General features: G+C 54.5%; 18 protein-coding genes and 1 riboswitch. Of the genes, 6 read left to right on the top strand and 12 right to left on the bottom strand.

The annotated features are described in order from the left end of the window. Nucleotides 1-29: 29 nt before the first annotated feature. The 6 genes from rfbC to QV747_RS00410 form a co-directional block, all read right to left on the bottom strand. Nucleotides 30-575: a dTDP-4-dehydrorhamnose 3,5-epimerase gene (gene rfbC / locus QV747_RS00435; RefSeq protein WP_273428511.1), complete on the bottom strand. Its 546-nt coding sequence runs from the start codon at nucleotides 573-575 to the stop codon at nucleotides 30-32. Between the two features lie 2 nt (nucleotides 576-577). Beyond that, nucleotides 578-1,462 (bottom strand): glucose-1-phosphate thymidylyltransferase RfbA, encoded by an 885-nt coding sequence (gene rfbA / locus QV747_RS00430; RefSeq protein WP_273428513.1) that lies wholly within the window; start codon nucleotides 1,460-1,462, stop codon nucleotides 578-580. A gap of 37 nt (nucleotides 1,463-1,499) precedes the next feature. Continuing rightward, the gene (rfbD, locus tag QV747_RS00425) at nucleotides 1,500-2,414 is read right to left on the bottom strand and encodes a dTDP-4-dehydrorhamnose reductase (RefSeq protein WP_273428515.1); all 915 of its coding nucleotides are present in this window, start codon (nucleotides 2,412-2,414) and stop codon (nucleotides 1,500-1,502) included. A 2-nt stretch (nucleotides 2,415-2,416) separates the two neighbouring features. Next, complete coding sequence (gene rfbB / locus QV747_RS00420) at nucleotides 2,417-3,478, bottom strand: dTDP-glucose 4,6-dehydratase (RefSeq protein WP_273428696.1); 1,062 nt, start codon at nucleotides 3,476-3,478, stop codon at nucleotides 2,417-2,419. Between the two features lie 58 nt (nucleotides 3,479-3,536). Beyond that, nucleotides 3,537-4,592 (bottom strand): Wzz/FepE/Etk N-terminal domain-containing protein, encoded by a 1,056-nt coding sequence (locus tag QV747_RS00415; RefSeq protein WP_273428517.1) that lies wholly within the window; start codon nucleotides 4,590-4,592, stop codon nucleotides 3,537-3,539. A 186-nt stretch (nucleotides 4,593-4,778) separates the two neighbouring features. Continuing rightward, nucleotides 4,779-5,390: a protein-L-isoaspartate O-methyltransferase gene (locus tag QV747_RS00410; protein ID WP_273428519.1), complete on the bottom strand. Its 612-nt coding sequence runs from the start codon at nucleotides 5,388-5,390 to the stop codon at nucleotides 4,779-4,781. Between the two features lie 91 nt (nucleotides 5,391-5,481). After that, nucleotides 5,482-5,612, top strand: a riboswitch (TPP riboswitch). A gap of 85 nt (nucleotides 5,613-5,697) precedes the next feature. Here QV747_RS00410 and thiC point away from each other — a divergent pair. Both thiC and QV747_RS00400 read left to right on the top strand, forming a co-directional pair. After that, nucleotides 5,698-7,614: a phosphomethylpyrimidine synthase ThiC gene (gene thiC / locus QV747_RS00405; protein WP_273428522.1), complete on the top strand. Its 1,917-nt coding sequence runs from the start codon at nucleotides 5,698-5,700 to the stop codon at nucleotides 7,612-7,614. Between the two features lie 250 nt (nucleotides 7,615-7,864). Then, nucleotides 7,865-9,445, top strand: coding sequence for a hybrid sensor histidine kinase/response regulator (locus QV747_RS00400; protein ID WP_273428525.1), 1,581 nt, complete (start codon nucleotides 7,865-7,867; stop codon nucleotides 9,443-9,445). Nucleotides 9,446-9,487: 42 nt separating this feature from the next. On the opposite strand, the gene QV747_RS00395 is transcribed toward QV747_RS00400, so the two are convergent. The 6 genes from QV747_RS00395 to QV747_RS00370 form a co-directional block, all read right to left on the bottom strand. Next, nucleotides 9,488-10,210 carry an ABC transporter substrate-binding protein gene (locus tag QV747_RS00395; RefSeq protein WP_273428527.1) on the bottom strand — a complete coding sequence of 241 codons (723 nt, stop codon included), beginning with the start codon at nucleotides 10,208-10,210 and terminating at the stop codon, nucleotides 9,488-9,490. Between the two features lie 176 nt (nucleotides 10,211-10,386). Next, the gene (locus QV747_RS00390) at nucleotides 10,387-13,167 is read right to left on the bottom strand and encodes a glycosyl hydrolase family 18 protein (RefSeq protein WP_273428529.1); all 2,781 of its coding nucleotides are present in this window, start codon (nucleotides 13,165-13,167) and stop codon (nucleotides 10,387-10,389) included. Nucleotides 13,168-13,440: 273 nt separating this feature from the next. Beyond that, nucleotides 13,441-14,484 carry an ACR3 family arsenite efflux transporter gene (arsB, locus tag QV747_RS00385; RefSeq protein ID WP_273428531.1) on the bottom strand — a complete coding sequence of 348 codons (1,044 nt, stop codon included), beginning with the start codon at nucleotides 14,482-14,484 and terminating at the stop codon, nucleotides 13,441-13,443. Continuing rightward, the gene (locus QV747_RS00380) at nucleotides 14,481-14,984 is read right to left on the bottom strand and encodes an arsenate reductase ArsC (RefSeq protein ID WP_273428533.1); all 504 of its coding nucleotides are present in this window, start codon (nucleotides 14,982-14,984) and stop codon (nucleotides 14,481-14,483) included. Before QV747_RS00380 ends, arsB begins: the two co-directional genes overlap by 4 nt. A gap of 125 nt (nucleotides 14,985-15,109) precedes the next feature. Continuing rightward, nucleotides 15,110-15,592: an ArsI/CadI family heavy metal resistance metalloenzyme gene (locus QV747_RS00375; protein ID WP_273428535.1), complete on the bottom strand. Its 483-nt coding sequence runs from the start codon at nucleotides 15,590-15,592 to the stop codon at nucleotides 15,110-15,112. A gap of 12 nt (nucleotides 15,593-15,604) precedes the next feature. Then, nucleotides 15,605-15,916: a helix-turn-helix transcriptional regulator gene (locus QV747_RS00370; protein ID WP_273428537.1), complete on the bottom strand. Its 312-nt coding sequence runs from the start codon at nucleotides 15,914-15,916 to the stop codon at nucleotides 15,605-15,607. A 224-nt stretch (nucleotides 15,917-16,140) separates the two neighbouring features. Here QV747_RS00370 and ahpC point away from each other — a divergent pair, with 224 nt between their 5' ends. From ahpC to QV747_RS00350, 4 genes are all read left to right on the top strand, one after another. Further along, nucleotides 16,141-16,704, top strand: a complete 564-nt coding sequence (gene ahpC, locus QV747_RS00365; protein WP_028448681.1) for an alkyl hydroperoxide reductase subunit C — start codon at nucleotides 16,141-16,143, stop codon at nucleotides 16,702-16,704. Between the two features lie 153 nt (nucleotides 16,705-16,857). Then, nucleotides 16,858-18,405, top strand: a complete 1,548-nt coding sequence (gene ahpF / locus QV747_RS00360; RefSeq protein WP_273428541.1) for an alkyl hydroperoxide reductase subunit F — start codon at nucleotides 16,858-16,860, stop codon at nucleotides 18,403-18,405. Nucleotides 18,406-18,560: 155 nt separating this feature from the next. Then, nucleotides 18,561-19,514 carry a TraB/GumN family protein gene (locus QV747_RS00355; RefSeq protein ID WP_273428543.1) on the top strand — a complete coding sequence of 318 codons (954 nt, stop codon included), beginning with the start codon at nucleotides 18,561-18,563 and terminating at the stop codon, nucleotides 19,512-19,514. Then, nucleotides 19,511-20,551 carry an aldo/keto reductase gene (locus QV747_RS00350; RefSeq protein WP_308445249.1) on the top strand — a complete coding sequence of 347 codons (1,041 nt, stop codon included), beginning with the start codon at nucleotides 19,511-19,513 and terminating at the stop codon, nucleotides 20,549-20,551. The genes QV747_RS00355 and QV747_RS00350 overlap by 4 nt, the downstream gene beginning before the upstream one ends. The last annotated feature ends 118 nt before the right edge of the window (nucleotides 20,552-20,669 follow it).

Genomic DNA, 20,669 nt, shown 5'->3' with positions numbered 1-20,669 from the left:
ACACCTTGCACTTTTATTTAAACAAAAAATTAGAACCCTGATAAAATATCAAATTCCCCGCCTTCCAAATCTTTATTGGAGAGCAACACTAACTCATCAACAATTGGCCAATCAATTGCCAACACCGGATCTCGCCAGAACAGTATGCGCTCGAACTCTGGAAACCAATAATCCGTCGTTTTGTATAAACACTCAGCCTCCTTACTCACTACCAAAAACCCATGGGCAAAGCCTTCGGGGATCCAGAGTTGGCGTTTGTTTTCTTCACTTAGCATAACTCCTACCCATTTACCGAAAGTTGGTGATGACTTGCGCAAATCCACCGAGACATCAAACACTTCTCCATGTGTACAGCGTACGAGCTTGCCTTGCGGGTGCTGGATTTGGTAATGCAGCCCACGCAAAACACCTTTGTGTGATTTGCTGTGGTTGTCTTGTACAAATCTGATTTTACGCCCAATTATCTCTTCAAACTTGGCATGGTTAAAACTCTCATAGAAGAAACCACGCTCGTCGCCAAACACTTGCGGCTCAATGATCTTCACATCGGGAATTGCAGTATCAATCACTTTCATATTTAGAACACCTTTTCTGCGATCATGCGCAGCAAGTAGTGCCCATAGGCATTTTTCTTCAGTGGTTGCGCAAGTTGCTCCACTTGACCCGCATCAATCCACCCTTGGCGGTATGCAATCTCTTCCGGGCAGCAAACCTTTAAACCCTGGCGAGCCTCGATAGTTTGTATAAACTGACTTGCTTCGAGCATTGACTCGTGAGTACCCGTATCAAGCCAAGCATAACCTCTCCCCATTGTATGTACATTGAGTCGTCCAGCAGTCAGATACGAATTATTCACATCAGTAATTTCCAGCTCGCCTCTGGCAGAAGGTTTTATTCTCTTTGCAATATCAATCACATCATGATCAAAAAAATATAAGCCAGTTATTGCATAATTTGATTTAGGCTGCAGGGGTTTTTCTTCGATAGAAAGTGCATGACCAATAGGATCAAACTCGACAACACCGTATCTTTCAGGGTCATTTACTCGGTACGCAAATACTGTTGCGCCCGACTCTTGCGCTGAAGCAGTTTGTAATAATTCTGCAAAGTCATGTCCGTAGAAGATATTGTCACCCAAGACCAGAGCCACGTTGTCATTACCGATGAACTCTTCGCCGATGATAAACGCTTGCGCGAGGCCATCTGGGCTTGGTTGCACGGCGTATTGCAGCTTGATGCCCCATTGACTACCGTCGCCAAGCAATTGTTCAAAGCGTGGCGTGTCTTGCGGGGTGGAGATGATTAAAATATCGCGAATACCCGCCAGCATTAAGGTGCTGAGCGGGTAGTAGATCATCGGTTTGTCGTAGATCGGTAGCAGTTGTTTTGATACTGCAATAGTGGCGGGGTACAGACGGGTGCCTGAACCACCAGCGAGGATAATGCCTTTGCGATTGGCCATGTGTGTTTGTCCTAATTTCTGTATTCGTATCGATTGCCTAAGCCTGTTTGAGCACAGTCATCACTTGCCCTACGCCTTGTTGCCAGCTCGGTAGCACCAATCCAAACGTGGTCTGCAGTTTTTGCGTGTTCAGGCGTGAATTAGCTGGGCGTGGTGCGGGTACTGGGTAGTCGCTGGCAGGAATAGCGTTGATGTCCTGGCTTGAAATCTTTAGGGTATAGCCCTGCTGTTCAGCAATTTCATTCACTAGCGATGCATACCCATGCCAACTGGTTTCACCGCCGGCGACCAGATGGTAAGTGCCATAGGCGAAGCTGGCCTTATCCGTGCTGCGCAGGTATTGCGCAATAATTTGCGCGGTGACATCGGCGAGTAGGCTGGCCGCAGTGGGCGCGCCAAACTGATCGGCCACTACGCTGAGCGCGTCGCGCGTTTGCATCAGCTTGAGCATGGTTTTTAGGAAGTTGCCGCCATGCGCGCCAAACACCCAACTGGTACGGAAGATCAAATGCCGCGGATTGGCAGCCGCTACAGCCAGCTCTCCTGCCATTTTGGTTTTGCCGTACACCGATTTTGGATTAGGCGTGTCGGTCTCAACGTACCAGCCGTCTTTTTGCCCATCAAACACGTAATCGGTGGAATAGTGAATCAGCAAAGCGCCGAGCTTGGCGGCCTCTTCGGCAAACACCTGTGGCGCTGTCGCATTGAGTGCCGTAGCAAGTTCAACTTCAGATTCACCTTTATCCACCGCGGTATGCGCGGCGGGGTTGACGATGATGTCTGGGCGAATGCGTTGTACAAGCTCACGAATCCCAGCTGGGCGGGATAGATCGCACTCTTCACGGTCAACCGCAATTACCTCGCCTAGTACGGCGAGGCTACGTTGCAATTCAAACCCGACTTGGCCATTTTTACCCGTCACCAATATCTTGGGTATTGTTTGTGCACCCATGATTAGGCTCCGTATTGGGTTGATACCCAGTCACGGTATGCACCGCTAGTCACATTGCTTACCCAGCCTTGGTTGGCCAGATACCATTCCACGGTTTTACGGATGCCCGATTCAAACGTCTCGGCTGGTTTCCAGCCCAATTCGCGTTCAAGTTTGCGTGCATCAATCGCGTAGCGGCGGTCGTGGCCTGGGCGATCGGTCACGTAGGTAATTTGTTCAGCGTAACATTGCCCATCTGCATGGGGCTGCAATTCATCAAGCAAGCGGCAAATCGTCTTCACCACGTCCAGATTGGCTTTTTCGTTCCAACCACCGACGTTGTAGGTTTCACCCACTTTGCCGGCCTCGAGTACGCGACGAATCGCCGAGCAATGGTCTTTCACATATAACCAATCACGAATCTGCTGGCCATCGCCATAAATTGGCAGCGGCTTGCCATTGAGCGCGTTCAAAATCACCAGCGGAATCAACTTCTCTGGGAACTGATATGGGCCGAAGTTATTCGAGCAATTGGTCGTCAGCACTGGCAAGCCATAGGTGTGATGCCATGCACGCACCAAATGATCTGATGCCGCTTTAGAAGCAGAGTACGGGCTGTTTGGCTCGTAGGTATTGGTCTCACTGAAAGGCGGGTCATTAGTCTCAAGCGTACCGTATACTTCATCGGTTGAAACGTGCAAAAAACGAAAAATCGCCTTCTTGTCAGCTGGGAATTCATTCCAATAAGCTCGCACGCTTTCAAGTAAGTTAAACGTGCCCACCACGTTGGTTTGGATAAAATCACCTGGACCAAGAACTGAGCGATCCACATGCGATTCAGCCGCAAAATTAATCACCGCCCGAGGTTTGTGCTGTGCCAATAAACGACCAATTACGGCCCTATCACCAATGTCAGCGCGTACAAAAACATGTCGTGCATCACCGTCCAACGACTTGAGGGTGTCTAGATTACCCGCATAAGTGAGCTTATCGACATTGATAACAGCCTCATCGGAAGCAGTCAGCCAATCCAGCACAAAATTGCCGCCGATAAAACCGGCACCGCCAGTAACTAAAATTGCCATAGCACTGCATCCAATTCGACACTTTGAACTTTTATCTTTTGTTCGTTGGTTCAGTATTTCATTTAGACCGCCAAGCGTTAGCGATTTGTTGCAGAGTGCCTGCTGAACGTACATCTTGACGTGATTTACGCAGGGCCTCACTGATAAAGGCCCACAGCACCGTAGCAAACAGCGCCGCAAATACCGAAACCAGCACAATCAAAGCACGTTTTGGCCCGGATTTTTCATCGGGCACTTCGGCTACAGTCATTTTAAGCTCATCAAATTCCTGTTTTTTTAGCAATTCAATTCGGCGATCTAGTCGTTCAATCAGAGCATCCCAGTAGGCTTGCTGCTGTAAAGCATCAACAGCGGTAATCCAAATACCAGGATTTGCACTTGCAGATTGTTTTTTCATGCCATCGACAACCAATCGTTGTAGACTAGCCAATTGATCATGCATACGTACCAGCTCATTTTGCATTAAATCTGACACACCACCTTGAAGTGTCGATTCTGCCTGAATAGCCGCCAAACTAGTTATGCCATAAAAATCAGCAGGTGTTAATTGTTTAATCGTTTCCGCGATCTCTTGTTGTTTAGTGATTTGATCAAATTTTTGTTTATTCGATTGAGCCAATTTACGCCGAGTCTCAAGCTCAAAGCGTTGTTTAGAGACATCCAGCAGGCGCAAGCCATATATATTCTGCTGCAGGGCAGTGCCCATACGATTCGCCAGCTTAGCTGCAAATTCTGGGCTTTCATCTGTGGCGTTTACATCTAAAAAGCCATCTTTCGCATTCAGAGTCACCTTCAGCGCATCGTTCAGTTCTTTGCGTGTTGATTTTTTGGTTTTGGTTTGATAGTGATCGGCCAGCTTTAAGTCTTTCGCCACCTGCTCTAGTACCTGCTCATTTGTCAGTACCCAGTTGTATGTCGCTGCATTTTTGGAAGGGGCAATTTTCAACGTTGCAGTGTATTGATTGGGCAGACTGTAGGCTACGATAGCCGCAAAAACACCAGCCAGGATGGGAAGGACGACAATCTTTTTTTTATGTTTAGCAAGCACCAGCACCAAGTCCAGCAAGGAAATCTCATCGTCTTGTGCGTGGGTCATTACGGATTCAACAGCCATTTTTTGCTCTTAACATTAATATGATGGGAAGGTTTGCTTGCGTGCAGAAACTCAACAAACAACATTAGAATTTGATATCGCGATTTTACCTCAAAGCAATATGGCACTGGGCAATTGTAAGCAAAAACCCGCCGTTAAGGCGGGTCTCCAACGATTCTTCCCTGTGTTAGCAAGGCGGTGCGCAGATCAGATTCGTGGCAAGTTGTAATCAAACACCTCACGCACCGCTTGCTCAGCACCTTTCTTGCTCACAACAACCGCATGCATAATCGGCAATTCCCCCACCACCGTAATCAGTCGTCCCTCCTCTTTCAGCTGGGCGAGCAATTCGCTGGGAACTTGGGTAAATGATGCAGCAGCAATAATCGCATCAAACGGTGCTTGCTGGCTAGTCAGGGATGACGACACTTCAACAATCACATTCTTAATATTGGCTGCCTTCAGCGCGGCAGTGAGCTTTGCGGCTTGGTCAGCACAGGCTTCGAGTACAAACACTTGCGCACAGAGGCCGGCAGCCAGCGCTGCAAGATAGGCGGTACCAGGGCCGACGATCAGCAGTTTTTCGGTGGCTTTGAGTTGAATTTCCTGCAGCAGGCGGGCTTCTACTTTCGGGGCTAGCATCAGTTGGCCATTGCCCAGCGGCAGCTCAACATCGACGAAGGCCAGTTCTTTTTTATCGGCGGGGACGAAGTCTTCCCGACGAGTATTGAGGACACGATCAAGCACGGCGGAGTCCAGAACGTTCCAAGGGCGAATTTGTTGTTCAACCAGAAAGTAGCGTGCTTTTTCCCAATCCATGTTTGTGTAACCTCAAAGCGGGGCCAGATTCGGCCCGTGTTAGTCGAATAGATCTTGCAATTATCCCACAAGTCTTTTAGTTTCACATTCATTGAATCGCTAGGGGTTCTGGACTGCGGTCACAATGTTGCAAGAACTTGCCATTGTACGCCCTCCGGATGAGATACACCCTTGGAACCTGACCCGGCTAATACCGGCGTAGGGAAGCGAGTTCGCCATTCGTGCGCCCTCCTTGCTCCAAATCCCCAGCGTCTCATGCTTTTGATACAGCCGGCTTTTCGTCCGGCACAAAGACAGGAGATACCCCATGAACGCCAAGATCGATTTCGTTGCCACCGAAGCGGTGGTAGATTCGGCCGCTATTCAGCCGCTGCCCAACTCGCGCAAGGTGTATGTCACCGGCTCGCGCCCCGATATTCAAGTACCAATGCGTGAAATCAGCCAGGACGACACCCCCACCATGTTTGGCGGCGAGCAAAACCCGCCGATTTTTGTCTATGACTGTTCTGGCCCCTATACCGACCCACAAGCTACCATCGATGTACGTAAAGGCCTGGCGCCGATTCGCGCGGCCTGGATTGCCGAGCGTGATGACACCGAACAACTGGATGGCCTGACCAGCGAATATGGCCGCATGCGTGAGGCCGATACCAGCCTCGATCATTTGCGCTTTGAGCTGCAACGCAAACCCCGCCGCGCCAAAGCCGGCCAGAACGTGACGCAAATGCATTACGCCCGCCGCGGTATCGTTACCCCTGAGATGGAATACGTGGCGATTCGCGAAAATCTGCAGCGCGAAAAATACATCGAAAGCCTGCAAGCACTGGGTGCCAAGGGCGAGAAAATGGCCAAGATGATGTTGCGTCAGCACGCGGGCCAGAATTTCGGCGCCAATATCCCGGAAAAAATCACCCCCGAATTCGTGCGCGATGAAATCGCCGCTGGCCGCGCGATTATTCCGAACAACATTAATCACCCTGAATCCGAGCCGATGATTATTGGCCGCAATTTCCTGGTGAAAATCAATGGCAATATCGGTAATTCGGCCGTCACTTCATCGATTAACGAAGAAGTCGACAAAATGACCTGGGGGATTCGCTGGGGCGCCGATACCATCATGGATCTCTCCACCGGCAAAAACATCCACGAAACCCGCGAATGGATTTTGCGTAATTCGCCCGTGCCGATTGGCACCGTGCCGATTTATCAGGCGCTGGAAAAAGTGAACGGCAAGGCCGAAGACCTGACCTGGGAGTTATTCCGCGATACGCTGATCGAGCAAGCCGAGCAAGGCGTGGATTACTTCACTATTCACGCCGGCGTGCTGCTGCGCTATGTGCCGCTCACCGCCAATCGTATGACCGGTATTGTGTCGCGCGGCGGCTCAATCATGGCCAAATGGTGTCTGGCGCATCACAAAGAAAACTTCTTGTACACGCATTTCGCGGAAATCTGCGAAATCATGAAGCAATACGATGTGGCCTTCTCGCTGGGCGACGGCCTGCGCCCAGGCTCGGTGTGGGATGCCAATGATGAAGCACAGCTGGGCGAGCTTAAAACCCTGGGCGAGCTGACGCAAATCGCGTGGGAACACGATGTGCAGGTCATGATCGAAGGCCCGGGCCACGTGCCGATGCAGTTGATCAAAGAAAACATGGATAAAGAGCTGGAATGGTGCCATGAAGCGCCGTTCTACACCCTTGGCCCGCTCACCACTGACATCGCACCGGGCTACGATCACATCACTTCGGCGATTGGCGCAGCGCAAATTGGCTGGTATGGCTGCGCGATGCTGTGTTATGTCACCCCGAAAGAGCACTTGGGCTTGCCCAATAAAGATGATGTGAAAGAAGGCATCATTACCTACAAGCTGGCCGCCCACGCCGCCGACTTGGCCAAGGGCCATCCGGGCGCGCAGATTCGGGATAATGCACTCTCGAAAGCCCGCTTTGAATTTCGCTGGGAAGATCAATTCAATCTGGGGCTGGATCCGGATCGGGCGCGGAGCTTCCACGATGAAACGCTGCCGAAAGAAAGCGCCAAAGTCGCGCATTTCTGCTCAATGTGTGGCCCGCACTTCTGCTCGATGAAAATCACGCAAGACGTGCGTGAATTTGCCGAGCAGCAAGGCCTGCAAGCCAACGAAGAAGCCCTGCACAAAGGCATGGAAGCCAAAGCCATCGAATTTGTGAAAGGCGGCGCCAAACTGTACGACAAAGCCTAATGGGTATAGCCAGCAAGGCATTTATTGATAATGCTTAGCTGGCAATACATCCCACAGGTATTTTAAAGCGCAGCTTCGGCTGCGCTTTTTTCGTGCCCCGACCTCACGGCTGTTGCAGCGCGCAAAACGCCACGCACTCAGCTATAAAGAGCACAGCAGCCACCGACTGGCGGCCCATGCTTACAATCTCGCTATCCCCTTGTATATTCAAAATTGCTAATATACGCCACTCATTCACTGGGAGGCTCCCATGTTCGAGCACGATGACTGGCTGCAAGACGACGATGAGGCGAGCGCCAATGCGCCGCACGCCGCGCCGCCATGGAAAATCGCCATCATTGATGACGAACCCGATATCCACCTGATGACCCAGCTATCGCTGAAAAAGGCCAGCTATCGGGAGCGCCCACTGCAATTGATTTCGGCCTTTAGCGCGCGCGAAGGCTTCGAGCTGCTGCACGCCCAACCCGATATCGCCATGATCTTGCTCGATGTCGTCATGGAAACCGAAGACGCCGGCCTGCGGCTGGTGGAGCGTATTCGACAAGAGCTGGGCAATCAGCGCGTACGGATTGTGCTGCGTACTGGCCAGCCCGGCCAGGCGCCCGAGCGGGCGGTGATTAGCCGCTATGATATTAATGATTACAAATGCAAAACCGAGCTCTCGGCCGATCGCCTGTATTCCAGCGTGATTTCCTCGCTGCGCAGCTATGAATTACTGAGCGAGCTGGAAGCTCAATCGGCGCAGCTTGCGTCGATTATTCAGCTTAGCGCCAATGCCGTAGCCTATTTTGGCCCGGATGGGCTTCTGGCCTACGCCAATCAGGGGCTCAGTGAATTGCTACTGCAGCCGCTCGAGCAACTACTAGGCCAACCCTTAGCCAGCACCAGCGCAGCGTTGCAGGCGCAAGAAGTCTGCCATGTGCATACCTTTCGCCCCTTGGCGCTTGAGCAATTGCCGGCGCTGCTGGCCGCCGAGCCCAGCGGTTTGAATCTATTATTGCGCCGCCCTAGCCTGCGCTACATCCACCTCAAAGGCCAGCATACGCCCGATGGCGGTTTGGTCTTGTATCTGCGCGACATCACCCGCGAAACCGAACTGGAGCGGATGAAAAGCGAGTTTCTCAGCCATGCCGCCCACGAATTGCGCACACCCATTGTCAGCATCCGCGGCTTTACCGAGCTGATGCTGCATCGCCAGCTCTCAGCCGAGCAAAGCCGCGATATGCTGGAAACCATCCACCGGCAAAGCCTGCGCTTAAGTGATCTGGTCAGTGATTTACTGGATCTGGCCAAGCTGGAAGCCGATGGCGCCACGAGCTTGCAACTGAGCCAATGCAGCTTACCGCAGTGTCTAGAAGGCGCCGTACAAAGCATCTTGGGCAGCGAGCGCGGCCGGCTTAGCCTGCAATTGGCCAGCGATTTGGCGCCGCTTGAGGCCGATGCGGCAAAACTGCAGCAAGCCTTACGGCAAATTTTAAGCAACGCCCTGCTCTATTCCGCGCCTGATAGCCCGATTGTGATTACCGCTGTCGCGCAAGCACGGCATGCGCAGACTGGCTTGCAGCTGGAAATTCGCGATCAGGGCATCGGCATGAGCCCGGAGCAACTCAACCACGCCTTCGAGCGTTTTTATCGCGCCGATACCTCCGGCCACCTACCCGGCACCGGCCTTGGTCTGGCGCTGGTCAAGGAAATCATTGGGCTGTTGGGTGGTGAAGTCTGGCTCACGAGCCAGCTGGGGGTGGGCACCAGCGTTTTTGTGTGGCTGCCTACTGCCGCGTCTCACCCCGCCAGCAGTACGCCCAACAGCATACACACCACGGTATAGCCCGCTAGTCCAATTCTAATATTGCATTCAAGGCCATACCCATTAATGCAAGCCAAAGCGGGCTTTTGCCTGCTGCAGGGTGGGCCCGGCCATTACTTTGGCCACCGCCGTCGCCAGCCGCTGCTGCAAGGCGGGGCTGACTTTGGGGTTGGCCATCAGGAACACCGGAGTGGTGGTGAGCGGTAGCGGAGTAAGAGTGGCCAGCCCTGGCAAACCGCTGCGCCAGATCGCATACAAAATCACATCGCGACTGCCGCACAGCGCATCCAGTCGCCCCACATCGAGCATGCGTACGCCCTGATCAAAGTTATTCACTTCATTAAATTTGGGCTGGGTTTTCTGCAGCAACGGCTGACAACCGCCGCGTAAACGGCCAACGTCTTTACCGGCCAGCTCGCTCAGACTCTGCCAACGCGCGCCGCGCGCGGGCCACAGCACCAGATCAAGCTGATAAATCGCCCCCAATGCAGTGGCCTGCGCCGGATTCACCGCATCGCGATTCACCAGCGCCAGATCAGTTTCACCATCATTGAGCATGCGCACCACCCGCGCAAAGGGCACGATCTGATAGCGCAAGGCAATGCCGGATTCTTTGGCGACGGCATTAAGCACATCCAGATAAATACCCATCTGCCGCCCATCTGGCGCCAGAAAGGCATGTGGAATCACTTCGGGTAACACCACCGTGAGCGGCGCGGCCCGCACCGGCGCGGCGAACGCGACGTAGAACCACAGCATGGCGCACAGCAGGGCAAAGCGCTTCATCGCACTCACATTTAAAGTTTACCTGCCTACACTCTAGCGATTCGCCTGCCCGCCGCCTAGCCAGAAAAAGAAAAACCCGCCATGCAACACATGGCGGGTGGGGTATTGCCTTGTAGGTCTTTTCTACCAATACCTAGCAGCAGATACACGATGATGTATCTGCTACTAAGTGCGGCTTAGAAACTACCGGCGGCTTTTTGTGGGAATTCCTGCTTGGTGGCAAAGGTTTTCCCATTCACGGTCAACACATAGTTGCTTGGCCCCGCAATCGGCAGATTGTAGGTCAGCCCGATGGTTTTGGTGGCGCCAATGGCCACCGCTGGCAGGCTCACTTCCACGGTATGGAAATCGCCTTTGTAGCCACCGATATTGCTACCGGTGTGCTCGCTGGACACCACGGTAACGCCGCTGCCTTGCATGGTATTCGGTGCCGACACCGGATACTGGAAGGTCAACTTGCTACCGGCCGGAATCGCCTTGCCTGTGTTATTGATCAATTGCAGCTTCGGCTCGATCGGATAGTTTTTCTCGCCCAGTGCGTAGTTCACCAGGTCGATTTTCACATCCAAGACTTGCGCTGGCATAGCCGTTTTCGCACGGGTATTGCCATACGGCGCCGCGGTGCGGAATTTATTCGCCAGCAAGGTCGAAAGCGTAGAACCGGGCACATACTGCCCTTTGCTGCCGTTCAGGTTGGTGCGATTGGCATCCCAATCGTAGTCGCCTGCCAGCTCCCAGTTCATGGCCCCGCCAATGCCGTTTTTGATAATCCAGTCGGCCTTGATCGCCATCGATTCTTCATCTTCGGTCGACAGGAAGACTTTCTTCTGCTCATTCCACAGCCATGGTGCCACCAGCGTTGGATCAAAGTAGCGATCGTATTTGCCCACGATGTCGGCAGCCGTGAAGCCCCAGTCTTTCAGGTAATCACCGGCAATGCCTTTTTCAAGGTTTTTAGCGTGCCACATCGGATTCGAGCCCGCGTCTTCGACGCTGCCTTTTTCATCGACATCAAACCAGATATTGTCGATGCCTTTGGCGCCGATGCCGCATGGCGCTTCCACGCCCGGTGGGCAAGTATTGGTTGAAGCCGTGCCCCACAGACCATGATTGCCACCGGTCACATTCGACCAGCCGCGGGTGTAATACGGCACGCCCACGTTGATCCGGCCGGCCGGTACGGCACCACGGTAGTAGTGATACGCCCAGTCGGTATTTAGGTAGCCGATGTTTTGGTATTGCGGATCGGTATACACCTGCCAGAAGGCCAGCTCGCCATCTTTGCCATCGTCATATAGCGCAGCATTCGGGCCCACAAACTGATTCCAAGTACCGTGCAGGTCGTAACTCATGACGTTCACGAAATCGAGATACTTGATGGCCTGGAAGGCTTCCATCCCGCGCAGCAGATAGCCCGAAGCCGGTACGGCGGCGGTGAGCTGATAGTATTTGCCATCAGCAACGGCCGCGGTATCCAGTTTCTCGCGCAGGGCGCGCATCAGCTCGCGATACGCGGCTTGCAGGCCTTTTTGCCGTGGCGTAGCAAAGGACCAATCCAGCGGATTACCCGAGTTTTCCATCGTGGTTGGATATTCATAATCAATATCTACCCCGTCAAAACCATATTGACGGATAAAGGCCACGGCCGAATCGGCAAAGGCATTGATGCCCGCGGTATTCACTGTGCCATCGGCGTTGGTGGTCATGCTATAGAAACCACCTGAGGCCACGCGTTTGCCATCGCCACCAAAGTAGCCGCCGGTTTCCGCCCAGCCACCAATCGACACCAGCGTGCGCACGCCGGGGTGCTGTTTCTTGTATTTATTCAGCTGGTTGAAATGGCCTTGATAGCTATAGCTGGCATCCATAGCCGCTTCGGGGATATTCGGCCAGGTCATTTGGGTGGATTCATTTCCGGCAACATCGGCATTCACCGACACTTTATTGCTGCCATCCACATGCGCAAACGCATAGTTAATATGCGTCATTTGATTCCACGGAATATTGTGCGCGAGGAAAGTGCCCTGTTTCGGGTCTTTACCGGTACGCCAGTTGGCAAAGTAACCAATATTGCGACGCTGCAGGCCGTTGGCCAGCTTTTCGCGGCCAGCGGTGTCATAAGCCAGGCAATACGGCACATTGGCCACACTGCTTACCAGACCATCGGGGCGACATTGCTCGTTATCGCCCACGGCTGGGGTAGTGGTTGGGGCTGGCGTCACGACAGGCGTTGCAGTTGGCGTGGCGCTCGGTGTCGCCGTTGGGGATGCACTTGGCTTGGGCGTAGAACTTGGAGTCGTTGTCGGGGTCGCGGTCGGCGTTGCCGTTGGTGTGACGGTAGGCTTGGCCGTTGGGGTTGCCGTTGGTGTGCTAGTTGGAACTGGGCTGGCGGTTACTACTGGCGTCGGCTGCGCGCTGCAGCTACCACCGGCTTTCCACAAAGTTGGCGTCGTCGCTGGCGTCCAGCCCGCCCCAACAAACGCGGTGTGCGCGCTGGTGGCGGTGTAGGTCACGCCGTTATAGCTCACTACATCGCCCACTTTATAGCTAGTGCCTTCGGCCCACACGCTACAGCTGCCGCTCGGGGGCTGGCTTGGGGTGCTGGTGGGCACCGCAGTGGGTGCGATACTTGGGGCGGCGGTTGGTGCGGCGGTCGGTTTCGGAGTGGCGGTCACAACGGGTGTGCTAGTCGGCGCTACAGTGGGCGCTAGAGTGGCATTGCCTGACTCACACACGCCGAGGTCATTCCATACCCCCCAGGTGCCGGCCTTGCTCGGGTCCTCGTTTAAGGTCCACCATTTATTGCTGTAATTGTGGCCGTTCTGGCTTACGGTGGTGCCTGCCGTGCCATAGGTCACGGTGGCCGACCAGGCCGGTGCACAGCTGGCAGCGAAACTGCTGCCCGAAGCTAAAAAAAGGCCGAGCGCAATGCTGCTCAGCGCGAAACGCGTATGCATAATTTCTCTCTCCATCCTGTTTTGGGATTTTGTTGTGGTATTGGTATTAATTTGTAGCAATAGTAAATACCACTACAGCGCCGATACTAGGCTTTCCCCTTCGCTGCTTCAATAGCTGCCATTACAGTTGAAGATTAAATTTTATTAATAATCAGCACTCAAATCGGCATGCCGACTCAGCCCCTGATCCTCCGCCGCACCAGCCCCGCGCGGGCAAAAAAAGACCAGCACACGGCTGGTCTTTGGAGGTGTGAAGCGCGAACTTCGTCGCATTTACGCAGCAGCGCGCCGCTCATACCAGCCACGGCTGCGGTTCACCACCGCCACCACGGCCAGCATAATCGGCACTTCCACCAATACGCCCACCACAGTGGCTAAAGCCGCGCCAGAGTGAAAGCCAAACAGACTAATTGCTGCGGCCACCGCCAGCTCGAAGAAGTTGGACGCCCCAATCAGGGCCGATGGGCCGGCCACGCAATGCGCTTCGCCCAGCTGCCGATTCAGCCAATATGCCAGTGATGAAGTAAACACCACTTGAATCAGAATCGGCACGGCCAGCAAGGCAATCACCAGCGGTTGTGCCAGGATCTGCTGTCCCTGAAAAGCAAACAGCAATACCAGCGTTGCCAGCAGCGCCAGCAGTGAAAAAGGCCCGATTTGCTGCAATACCCGTTCCAGTCGGCCAGTAGCCAGCAAATATCTGCGCGCCAGCTGGGCGATGGTGAGCGGCACAATGATATACAGTCCCACCGACACCAACAGCGTATCCCACGGCACACTAATCGCCGACACCCCCAGCAAAAAAGCCACGATGGGGGCAAACGCCACGATCATGATCGCGTCATTTAGCGCCACCTGGCTTAAGGTGAAGTGCGGCTCGCCCCGCACCAGCGCGCTCCAGACAAACACCATTGCCGTACACGGCGCAGCCGCCAGCAAAATCAGCCCGGCGATATAACTATCGAGCTGCTCAGCCGGTAGATACGGGGCAAACCAATGGCGAATAAACAGCCAGCCCAGCACCGCCATCGAGAAGGGCTTAACCAACCAGTTGATGGTCAGCGTTACGCCAATTCCGCGCCAATGCTGGCTAACCGTTTTCAGCGCGGCAAAGTCGATTTTCATCAGCATCGGGATGATCATTACCCAGATCAGCACCCCGACGGGCAGATTGACCTTGGCCACCTCCAGCGCGCCCAGGGCCTGAAACACGCCCGGTACGAACTGCCCCAGCACAATCCCCACCACGATACACAGCGCAACCCATAAGGTCAGGTAGCGCTCAAAAAAGCCCAAGCGGGCTGGAGCCTCGCTCATTGCCCTACCCCACGCAATACTTCAGGCTCGCCAATTGCCCGTACATTGGCCAGATGAGCCAGGCTCTCATCAGACAGGCTCAGTAACAGCTCAATGCGGTGTTTAATCTGGGCAAAAATCTGCGCGAAGGAATGGCGTTTTTCTTCATCGGTGTCGCCGTGCGGGTCGTCATAGCCCCAGTGCGCGGTGATTGGGTGGCCAGGCCAGATTGGGCAGGGTTCGCTGGCGGCATTGCCACACACGGTAATGATGATGTCCATTTTGGGTGCGTCTTTACCTTCAAATACATCCCAGCTTTTGGAGTACATATAACTCGTGTCGTGGCCGATTTTTTGCAGCAATTCCAGTGCGAAAGGGTTGGGCTGCGTGCCGGGCTTGCTACCGGCGCTAAAGGCTTTAAAGCGGCCGTCATTCAAATGATTGAGCAGGCCCTCAGACATAATCGAACGCGCCGAATTGGCGGTACACAAAAACAGCACGTTATACACTTTGTGACTCATGATCTTCCCCTGTGGTGGTCTTAGTAAAAATACGCCCGGCTGGGCAATGCTTTGTGATGCAAGCCAGCGCCGTCGCGGCAGCCGGCACTTGATGCGATATACCCTACAAGGTATATCGCGCTAAATTAGCAGCAACCTGATCCAGGCTTGCATACCCCTAGCTCACTTAGTTTCACTCGTGGCTTTTCTGCCTTAGGCGCGCAACAGGCATTTTGCCCGCCCTCTGCGGCACCACGATTAAAGGTCGGAATCGCGCCCAGCGTGTGATAGCACTCCCAGGCAATCCCATTCGGATCGGTCACCCAGTGTTTATTGGATTCGGCATAGCAACAGGCTGTGCCCGGCTCGCTCACCATGCTCATATCCGCCGCGGCCAACTGAGCCTGTAGCGCATCCAGCTCGGGCTCGCTATCCACCTGAAAACCCAGATGATCGAGCCCTGGCGCCGCGCCGCGCGCCGAGATGGCGAAATTCACCCGTGGGTCTTCCAGCATCCACTTGGCGTAGTCGGCATGCTGCACAGTAGGCGCGGCCTGAAACAGCTGCTGGTAAAAGGCAATGCTAGTGGCTAGGTCATCTACAGCGAGATGGACGTGAAAGCGTTTCATCGGCGTCTCCGGTTAACAACAGGCAGTGGGGCTGCAGCTAGTACCGCCGCAGCAGTTTTCAGTCAGAAAACCCAGTAATTCATTCATGGCGGCAAAATTCGCCACATAAAACACATAGCGGCCTTCTTGGCGCGCGCTAATCAGCCCGGCATGGCTGAGCTCTTTAAGGTGAAAGGACAAAGTGGCCGGCGCCACGCTAAGCGCTTCACCAATCTTGCCCACCGGCAGACCCTGCGGGCCAGCCACCACCAGGGCGCGAAAAATCGCCAAGCGCGATTCCTGCGCCAAGGCGGCTAAACGTTGCACAGCAAGTTTGTTTTCCATATTTCTATATATATCGAATAGTCGAATCAATCATAAGCCAAAGCCAGCAGCATGACAAGCGCCAAGTAATGCGCGGCCAAGGCCGCAACAAGCTCACACCACTACGTCAATAAACTTTTACTAACAATTCAATAAAAACATTCAATTTTTACTATGATCACTTTGGGCTTAAGCTACGCCCTGTCTTCAACGCAAACGACGTTAACCACTAAGGAGCAATACTCATGGCACTGATCAACAGCACCATCAAACCATTCAAAGCCACTGCTTATCACAACGGTAACTTCATCCCCGTGAGCGATGAAACCCTGAAAGGCAAATGGTCTGTGGTGTTCTTCTACCCAGCCGACTTTACTTTTGTTTGCCCAACCGAACTGGGCGATCTGGCTGATCTGTACGCTGAATTCCAAAAACTGGGCGTAGAAGTGTATTCAGTTTCAACCGATACCCACTTCACGCACAAAGCCTGGGCCGACGCCTCAGAAACCATCGGCAAGATCAAATACCCAATGATCGGCGACCCAACCGGCATCATCAGCCGCAACTTTGATGTGATGATCGAAGAAGAAGGCCTGGCGCTGCGTGGCACTTTCGTGATCAGCCCTGAAGGCGAGATCAAAGTGGCTGAAATCCACGATCTGGGCATTGGCCGTGACGCCAAAGAGCTGCTGCGCAAAGTACAAGCCGCGCAATACGTAGCGAGCCACCCAGGTGAAGTGTGCCCAGCCAAATGGACCCCAGGTGAAGCCACTCTGAAACCATCACTGGATCTGGTCGGCAAGATCTAATCCCCGCGCCGTGCCACCGCCGGGTGGCACGGCCTTCAGCGACCAGACTGCTGCAAATACCCAACCAGGTATACCCACATAAACCTCATCAGACATAGCACTGATAAGGATACCCAGCAGTTTGCTCAGTGAAACTCAAACCGGAGAACCGCCATGCTCGATGCCCAAATTCAAAGCCAGTTGCAGGCTTATCTGGAAAAACTGCAATACCCGATCGAATTGGTTGCCAGCCTCGATGACAGCGCCGCAGCGGCAGAAATTCGCCAGCTGCTGGACGAAATCGCTGCGCTCAACCCCAAAATCAGCGTACGCCACGATGGCAACGCCGCGCGCCGCCCGTCTTTTGCCATCGCCCGTCCGGGCGAAGCGCCACGGGTGAGCTTTGCCGGCATTCCGCTCGGCCATGAATTCACTTCACTGGTCTTGGCCCTGCTGCAAACCGGCGGCCACCCACCCCGCGTGGATGAGGCCACCATTGCGGCGATTCGCGGCCTCACTGGCCCGCTGGAATTCACCACTTTTGTTTCGCTGTCCTGCCACAACTGCCCAGATGTGGTGCAGGCGCTGAATTTACTGGCGGTACTCAACCCGGCCATCCGCCACGAAATGGTGGACGGTGCGTTGTTCCAGGCTGAAGTTACCGAACGGCAAATCATGGCGGTTCCGACGGTACTGCTCAATGGCCAGCCTTTCGGCCAAGGCCGCATGACGATTGAAGAAATCGTGGCCAAACTTGATACCGCCAGCGTGGCGCGGCAGGCCGAAGCCTTGCAGCAAAAACCCGTCTTTGATGTGCTGGTGGTGGGCGGTGGCCCAGCCGGCGCCGCGGCCGCAATTTACGCCGCCCGCAAAGGCATCCGCACCGGTATCGTGGCCGAGCGCTTTGGCGGTCAGGTGATGGATACCATGGGCATCGAGAACTTTATTTCGGTTAAAGAAACCGAAGGGCCGAAGCTGGCGATGGCGCTGGAAAACCATGTGAAGGAATATCCGGTTGATCTGATGAACCTGCAGCGCGCACGCAAACTCAGCGCGGGCGAGCTGATCGAAATCGAGCTGGAAAGCGGTGCGACGCTAAAAAGCCGCAGCGTCATTCTGGCCACCGGTGCGCGCTGGCGCGAGCTGAATGTACCCGGCGAGCAGCAATACCGCGGCCGGGGCGTGGCCTACTGCCCGCATTGCGATGGCCCGCTATTTAAGGGCAAACGCGTCGCCGTGGTCGGTGGCGGCAATTCGGGCGTGGAAGCCGCCATTGATCTGGCCGGCATTGTGGAGCACGTGACGCTACTGGAATTTGGCCGCGAGCTGCGCGCTGATGCGGTGCTGCAAAACAAACTGCGCAGCCTGCCGAATGTAGAGATCATTACCGAAGCCCAAACGACCGAAGTAGTGGGCGACGGGCAAAAAGTCACCGGCCTGCAATACACCGACCGCGCCACAGGCACCAGCCAAGTCCTCAATCTGGCCGGTATTTTTGTGCAGATTGGTTTGCTGCCCAATACCGATTGGCTGCAAGGCACAGTGGCGCTCAGCAAACACGGCGAAATCGAAGTAGATGCGCGCGGCCAGACATCACTGCCTGGGGTGTTTGCGGCAGGCGACGTGACCACAGTGCCGTTTAAGCAGATCATTATCGCCATGGGCGAAGGGGCCAAAGCATCGCTCGGCGCCTTTGATCACCTGATTCGTAGCGGCCAATAAACAGCGCCACCACCTACAACCCACTGCGTGCCCACGGGCGCCAGTGGGTTTTTTGTTGCTGACTGAAACAACGCTACATTTCAGTAAAGATAAGCTGCGCCGGCGCGAATGAGCGCGCTATACTTGCTTTTTTTGTGCTTGCCTGCAGGAATATCATGTTTGTTCGTGTTGCTACGCTGAGTCTGACTGCTACCCTGTTCACCCTCTTGGTGGGTTGCCCTGCCAATGCCGAAAAAAACCCGCCCGCCAAAACGGCGAGCAAAGTCGCCAAAGCCCCGGCCGCCGCAGCCACCAAAGCCGTGCTGTGGAAAATCGAAAGCAAAAATGTTGGCCCATCCTGGGTACTGGCTACAGTAGCCACCCCAGCTGGCCATGAAGCCGAATTCAAGCCTGAAGTTGAACCGGCCCTACTCAGCGCCAAATACATTGGTACCGAGTTTTATAGCGATATGAATTCATCGGTTGAGCTAGCGCAGCTGATTCTGACCAAGGAAGCGACGCTGGCCAAAATCCTGGGCGAAGAGCGCTTTAAGCAAGTGGTACCGATGCTGGAAGCACGTGGCTATCCACGCGCGGTGGCCGATAAACTGCAGCCATGGGCGGTAGTCATGCTGTTGATGACGCCGAAAGCTGGCAAAGAAATCCCGCCGATGGATGAATATCTGTACCAATACTCGGCTGAAATGCAAAAACCGTATTTCGCCATTGAAAGCGTGGGCGAGCAGCTCAAACCCTATCAAAGCCTGGCGGCCGACAAACAAATCGTGCTGATCGATACGCTGATCAAAAAAGCGCCGGAGCTAGACCAGGCCAATAGCCGGAATATGACGGCCTATATCGGCTATGAAGTCGAGCAAATCCAACCGCTGGCGCAGCTGGAGGCCGCGTTGCCGAGCGCCGAACAAGCGTGGTTTAAAGCCTGGCACCATGAAGTTAAAGCCAAACGCAGCCAGAGCATGCTCGAGCGCCTGAAACCGGCGCTGGCCAAAGGCGATATCTTCTTCACCATGCACGCAAGCCAGCTCACTGGTGAAGATGGCCTGCTGAAAACCCTGCAAAAAGCCGGCTATACCGTCTCGCCCGTGCCTGCCGTGGCGGCCAGCAAATGATCCGCCGCGTTCAACTAGGCAGCAGTGCGCTGCAGGTATCCAGCCTGTGCTTGGGTACGATGACGTTTGGCGAGCAAAATACCGAAGCCGAGGCGCATAGCCAGCTGGATTATGCGCTGGCGAACGGGATTAATTTTATTGATACCGCCGAGATGTACCCGGTGCCAGCCAAGGCAGCGACGCAAGGGCTAACCGAACAATACGTGGGGAGCTGGCTTAAACGCCAAGCCCGCGCCGAGATTGTACTGGCTACCAAAGTGGCCGGGCCTAATCGCGGCATGGAATGGCTACGCGGTGGCCCGCAATTTACCCGCGCGCAAATTATCGCCGCCTGCGATGACAGCCTGCGCCGGCTGCAAACTGATTATATCGATTTGTATCAGCTACACTGGCCAGCCCGGCATGTACCCATGTTTGGCCAAAGCTATTACGAGCCAAGCCAGGAATACACCGACACGCCCAGCGTTTACGAGCAGCTCGCTGCACTTGACACCCTAGTATCGGCTGGAAAGGTGCGCTATATCGGCCTTTCCAATGAGACCCCCTGGGGGGTATCTGAGTTTCTACGCCTTGCCCGCAGTGAAAACCTACCCATTGCGCATAGCCTGCAGAATGTCTACAACCTGATTAATCGCACTTACGATTACGGCCTGTGCGAAACCTGCCATCGCGAACAAGTGAGCCTGCTGGCCTATAGCCCGCTGGCGTTTGGGCTACTGAGCGGCAAATATGTGGCTGATCCACAGGCCGCAGGCCGGATGACGCAATTTGCCAATTTTGGCGTGCGTTATCTCAAACCAGCTGTCCCGGCTGCGGTGGCCGCCTATCGGGATTTGGCGCTCGCTCATGGCTTAACACCAAGCCAGTTGGCACTGGCCTGGCTGCATTCGCGATGGTATGTCGCCAGCACCATCATCGGTGCCACCAGCATGGCGCAGCTGAGCGAGAATATTGGGGCAAGTGCGCTCACACTCAGTGAAGAGCTCATCGCTGCGATCGAGGTGATTCATCGGCAATCCCCTAGCCCGGCGCAGTAATAGCACTAATAGGTCAGCACTGGGCTGGCTGCCCTCCTCTTCCGATGTAGTTACTAGCTGCAATACTGAAGTCAATCCAGTCAGATACCCGCAATAAAAAACCCGCCTTCCGGCGGGT

Origin of the sequence: uncultured Chitinibacter sp. (genome assembly GCF_945957625.1) — a bacterium.
GTDB classification, from domain to species: domain Bacteria; phylum Pseudomonadota; class Gammaproteobacteria; order Burkholderiales; family Chitinibacteraceae; genus Chitinibacter; species Chitinibacter tainanensis.
This window is presented reverse-complemented; position numbering and strand designations above follow the sequence as displayed.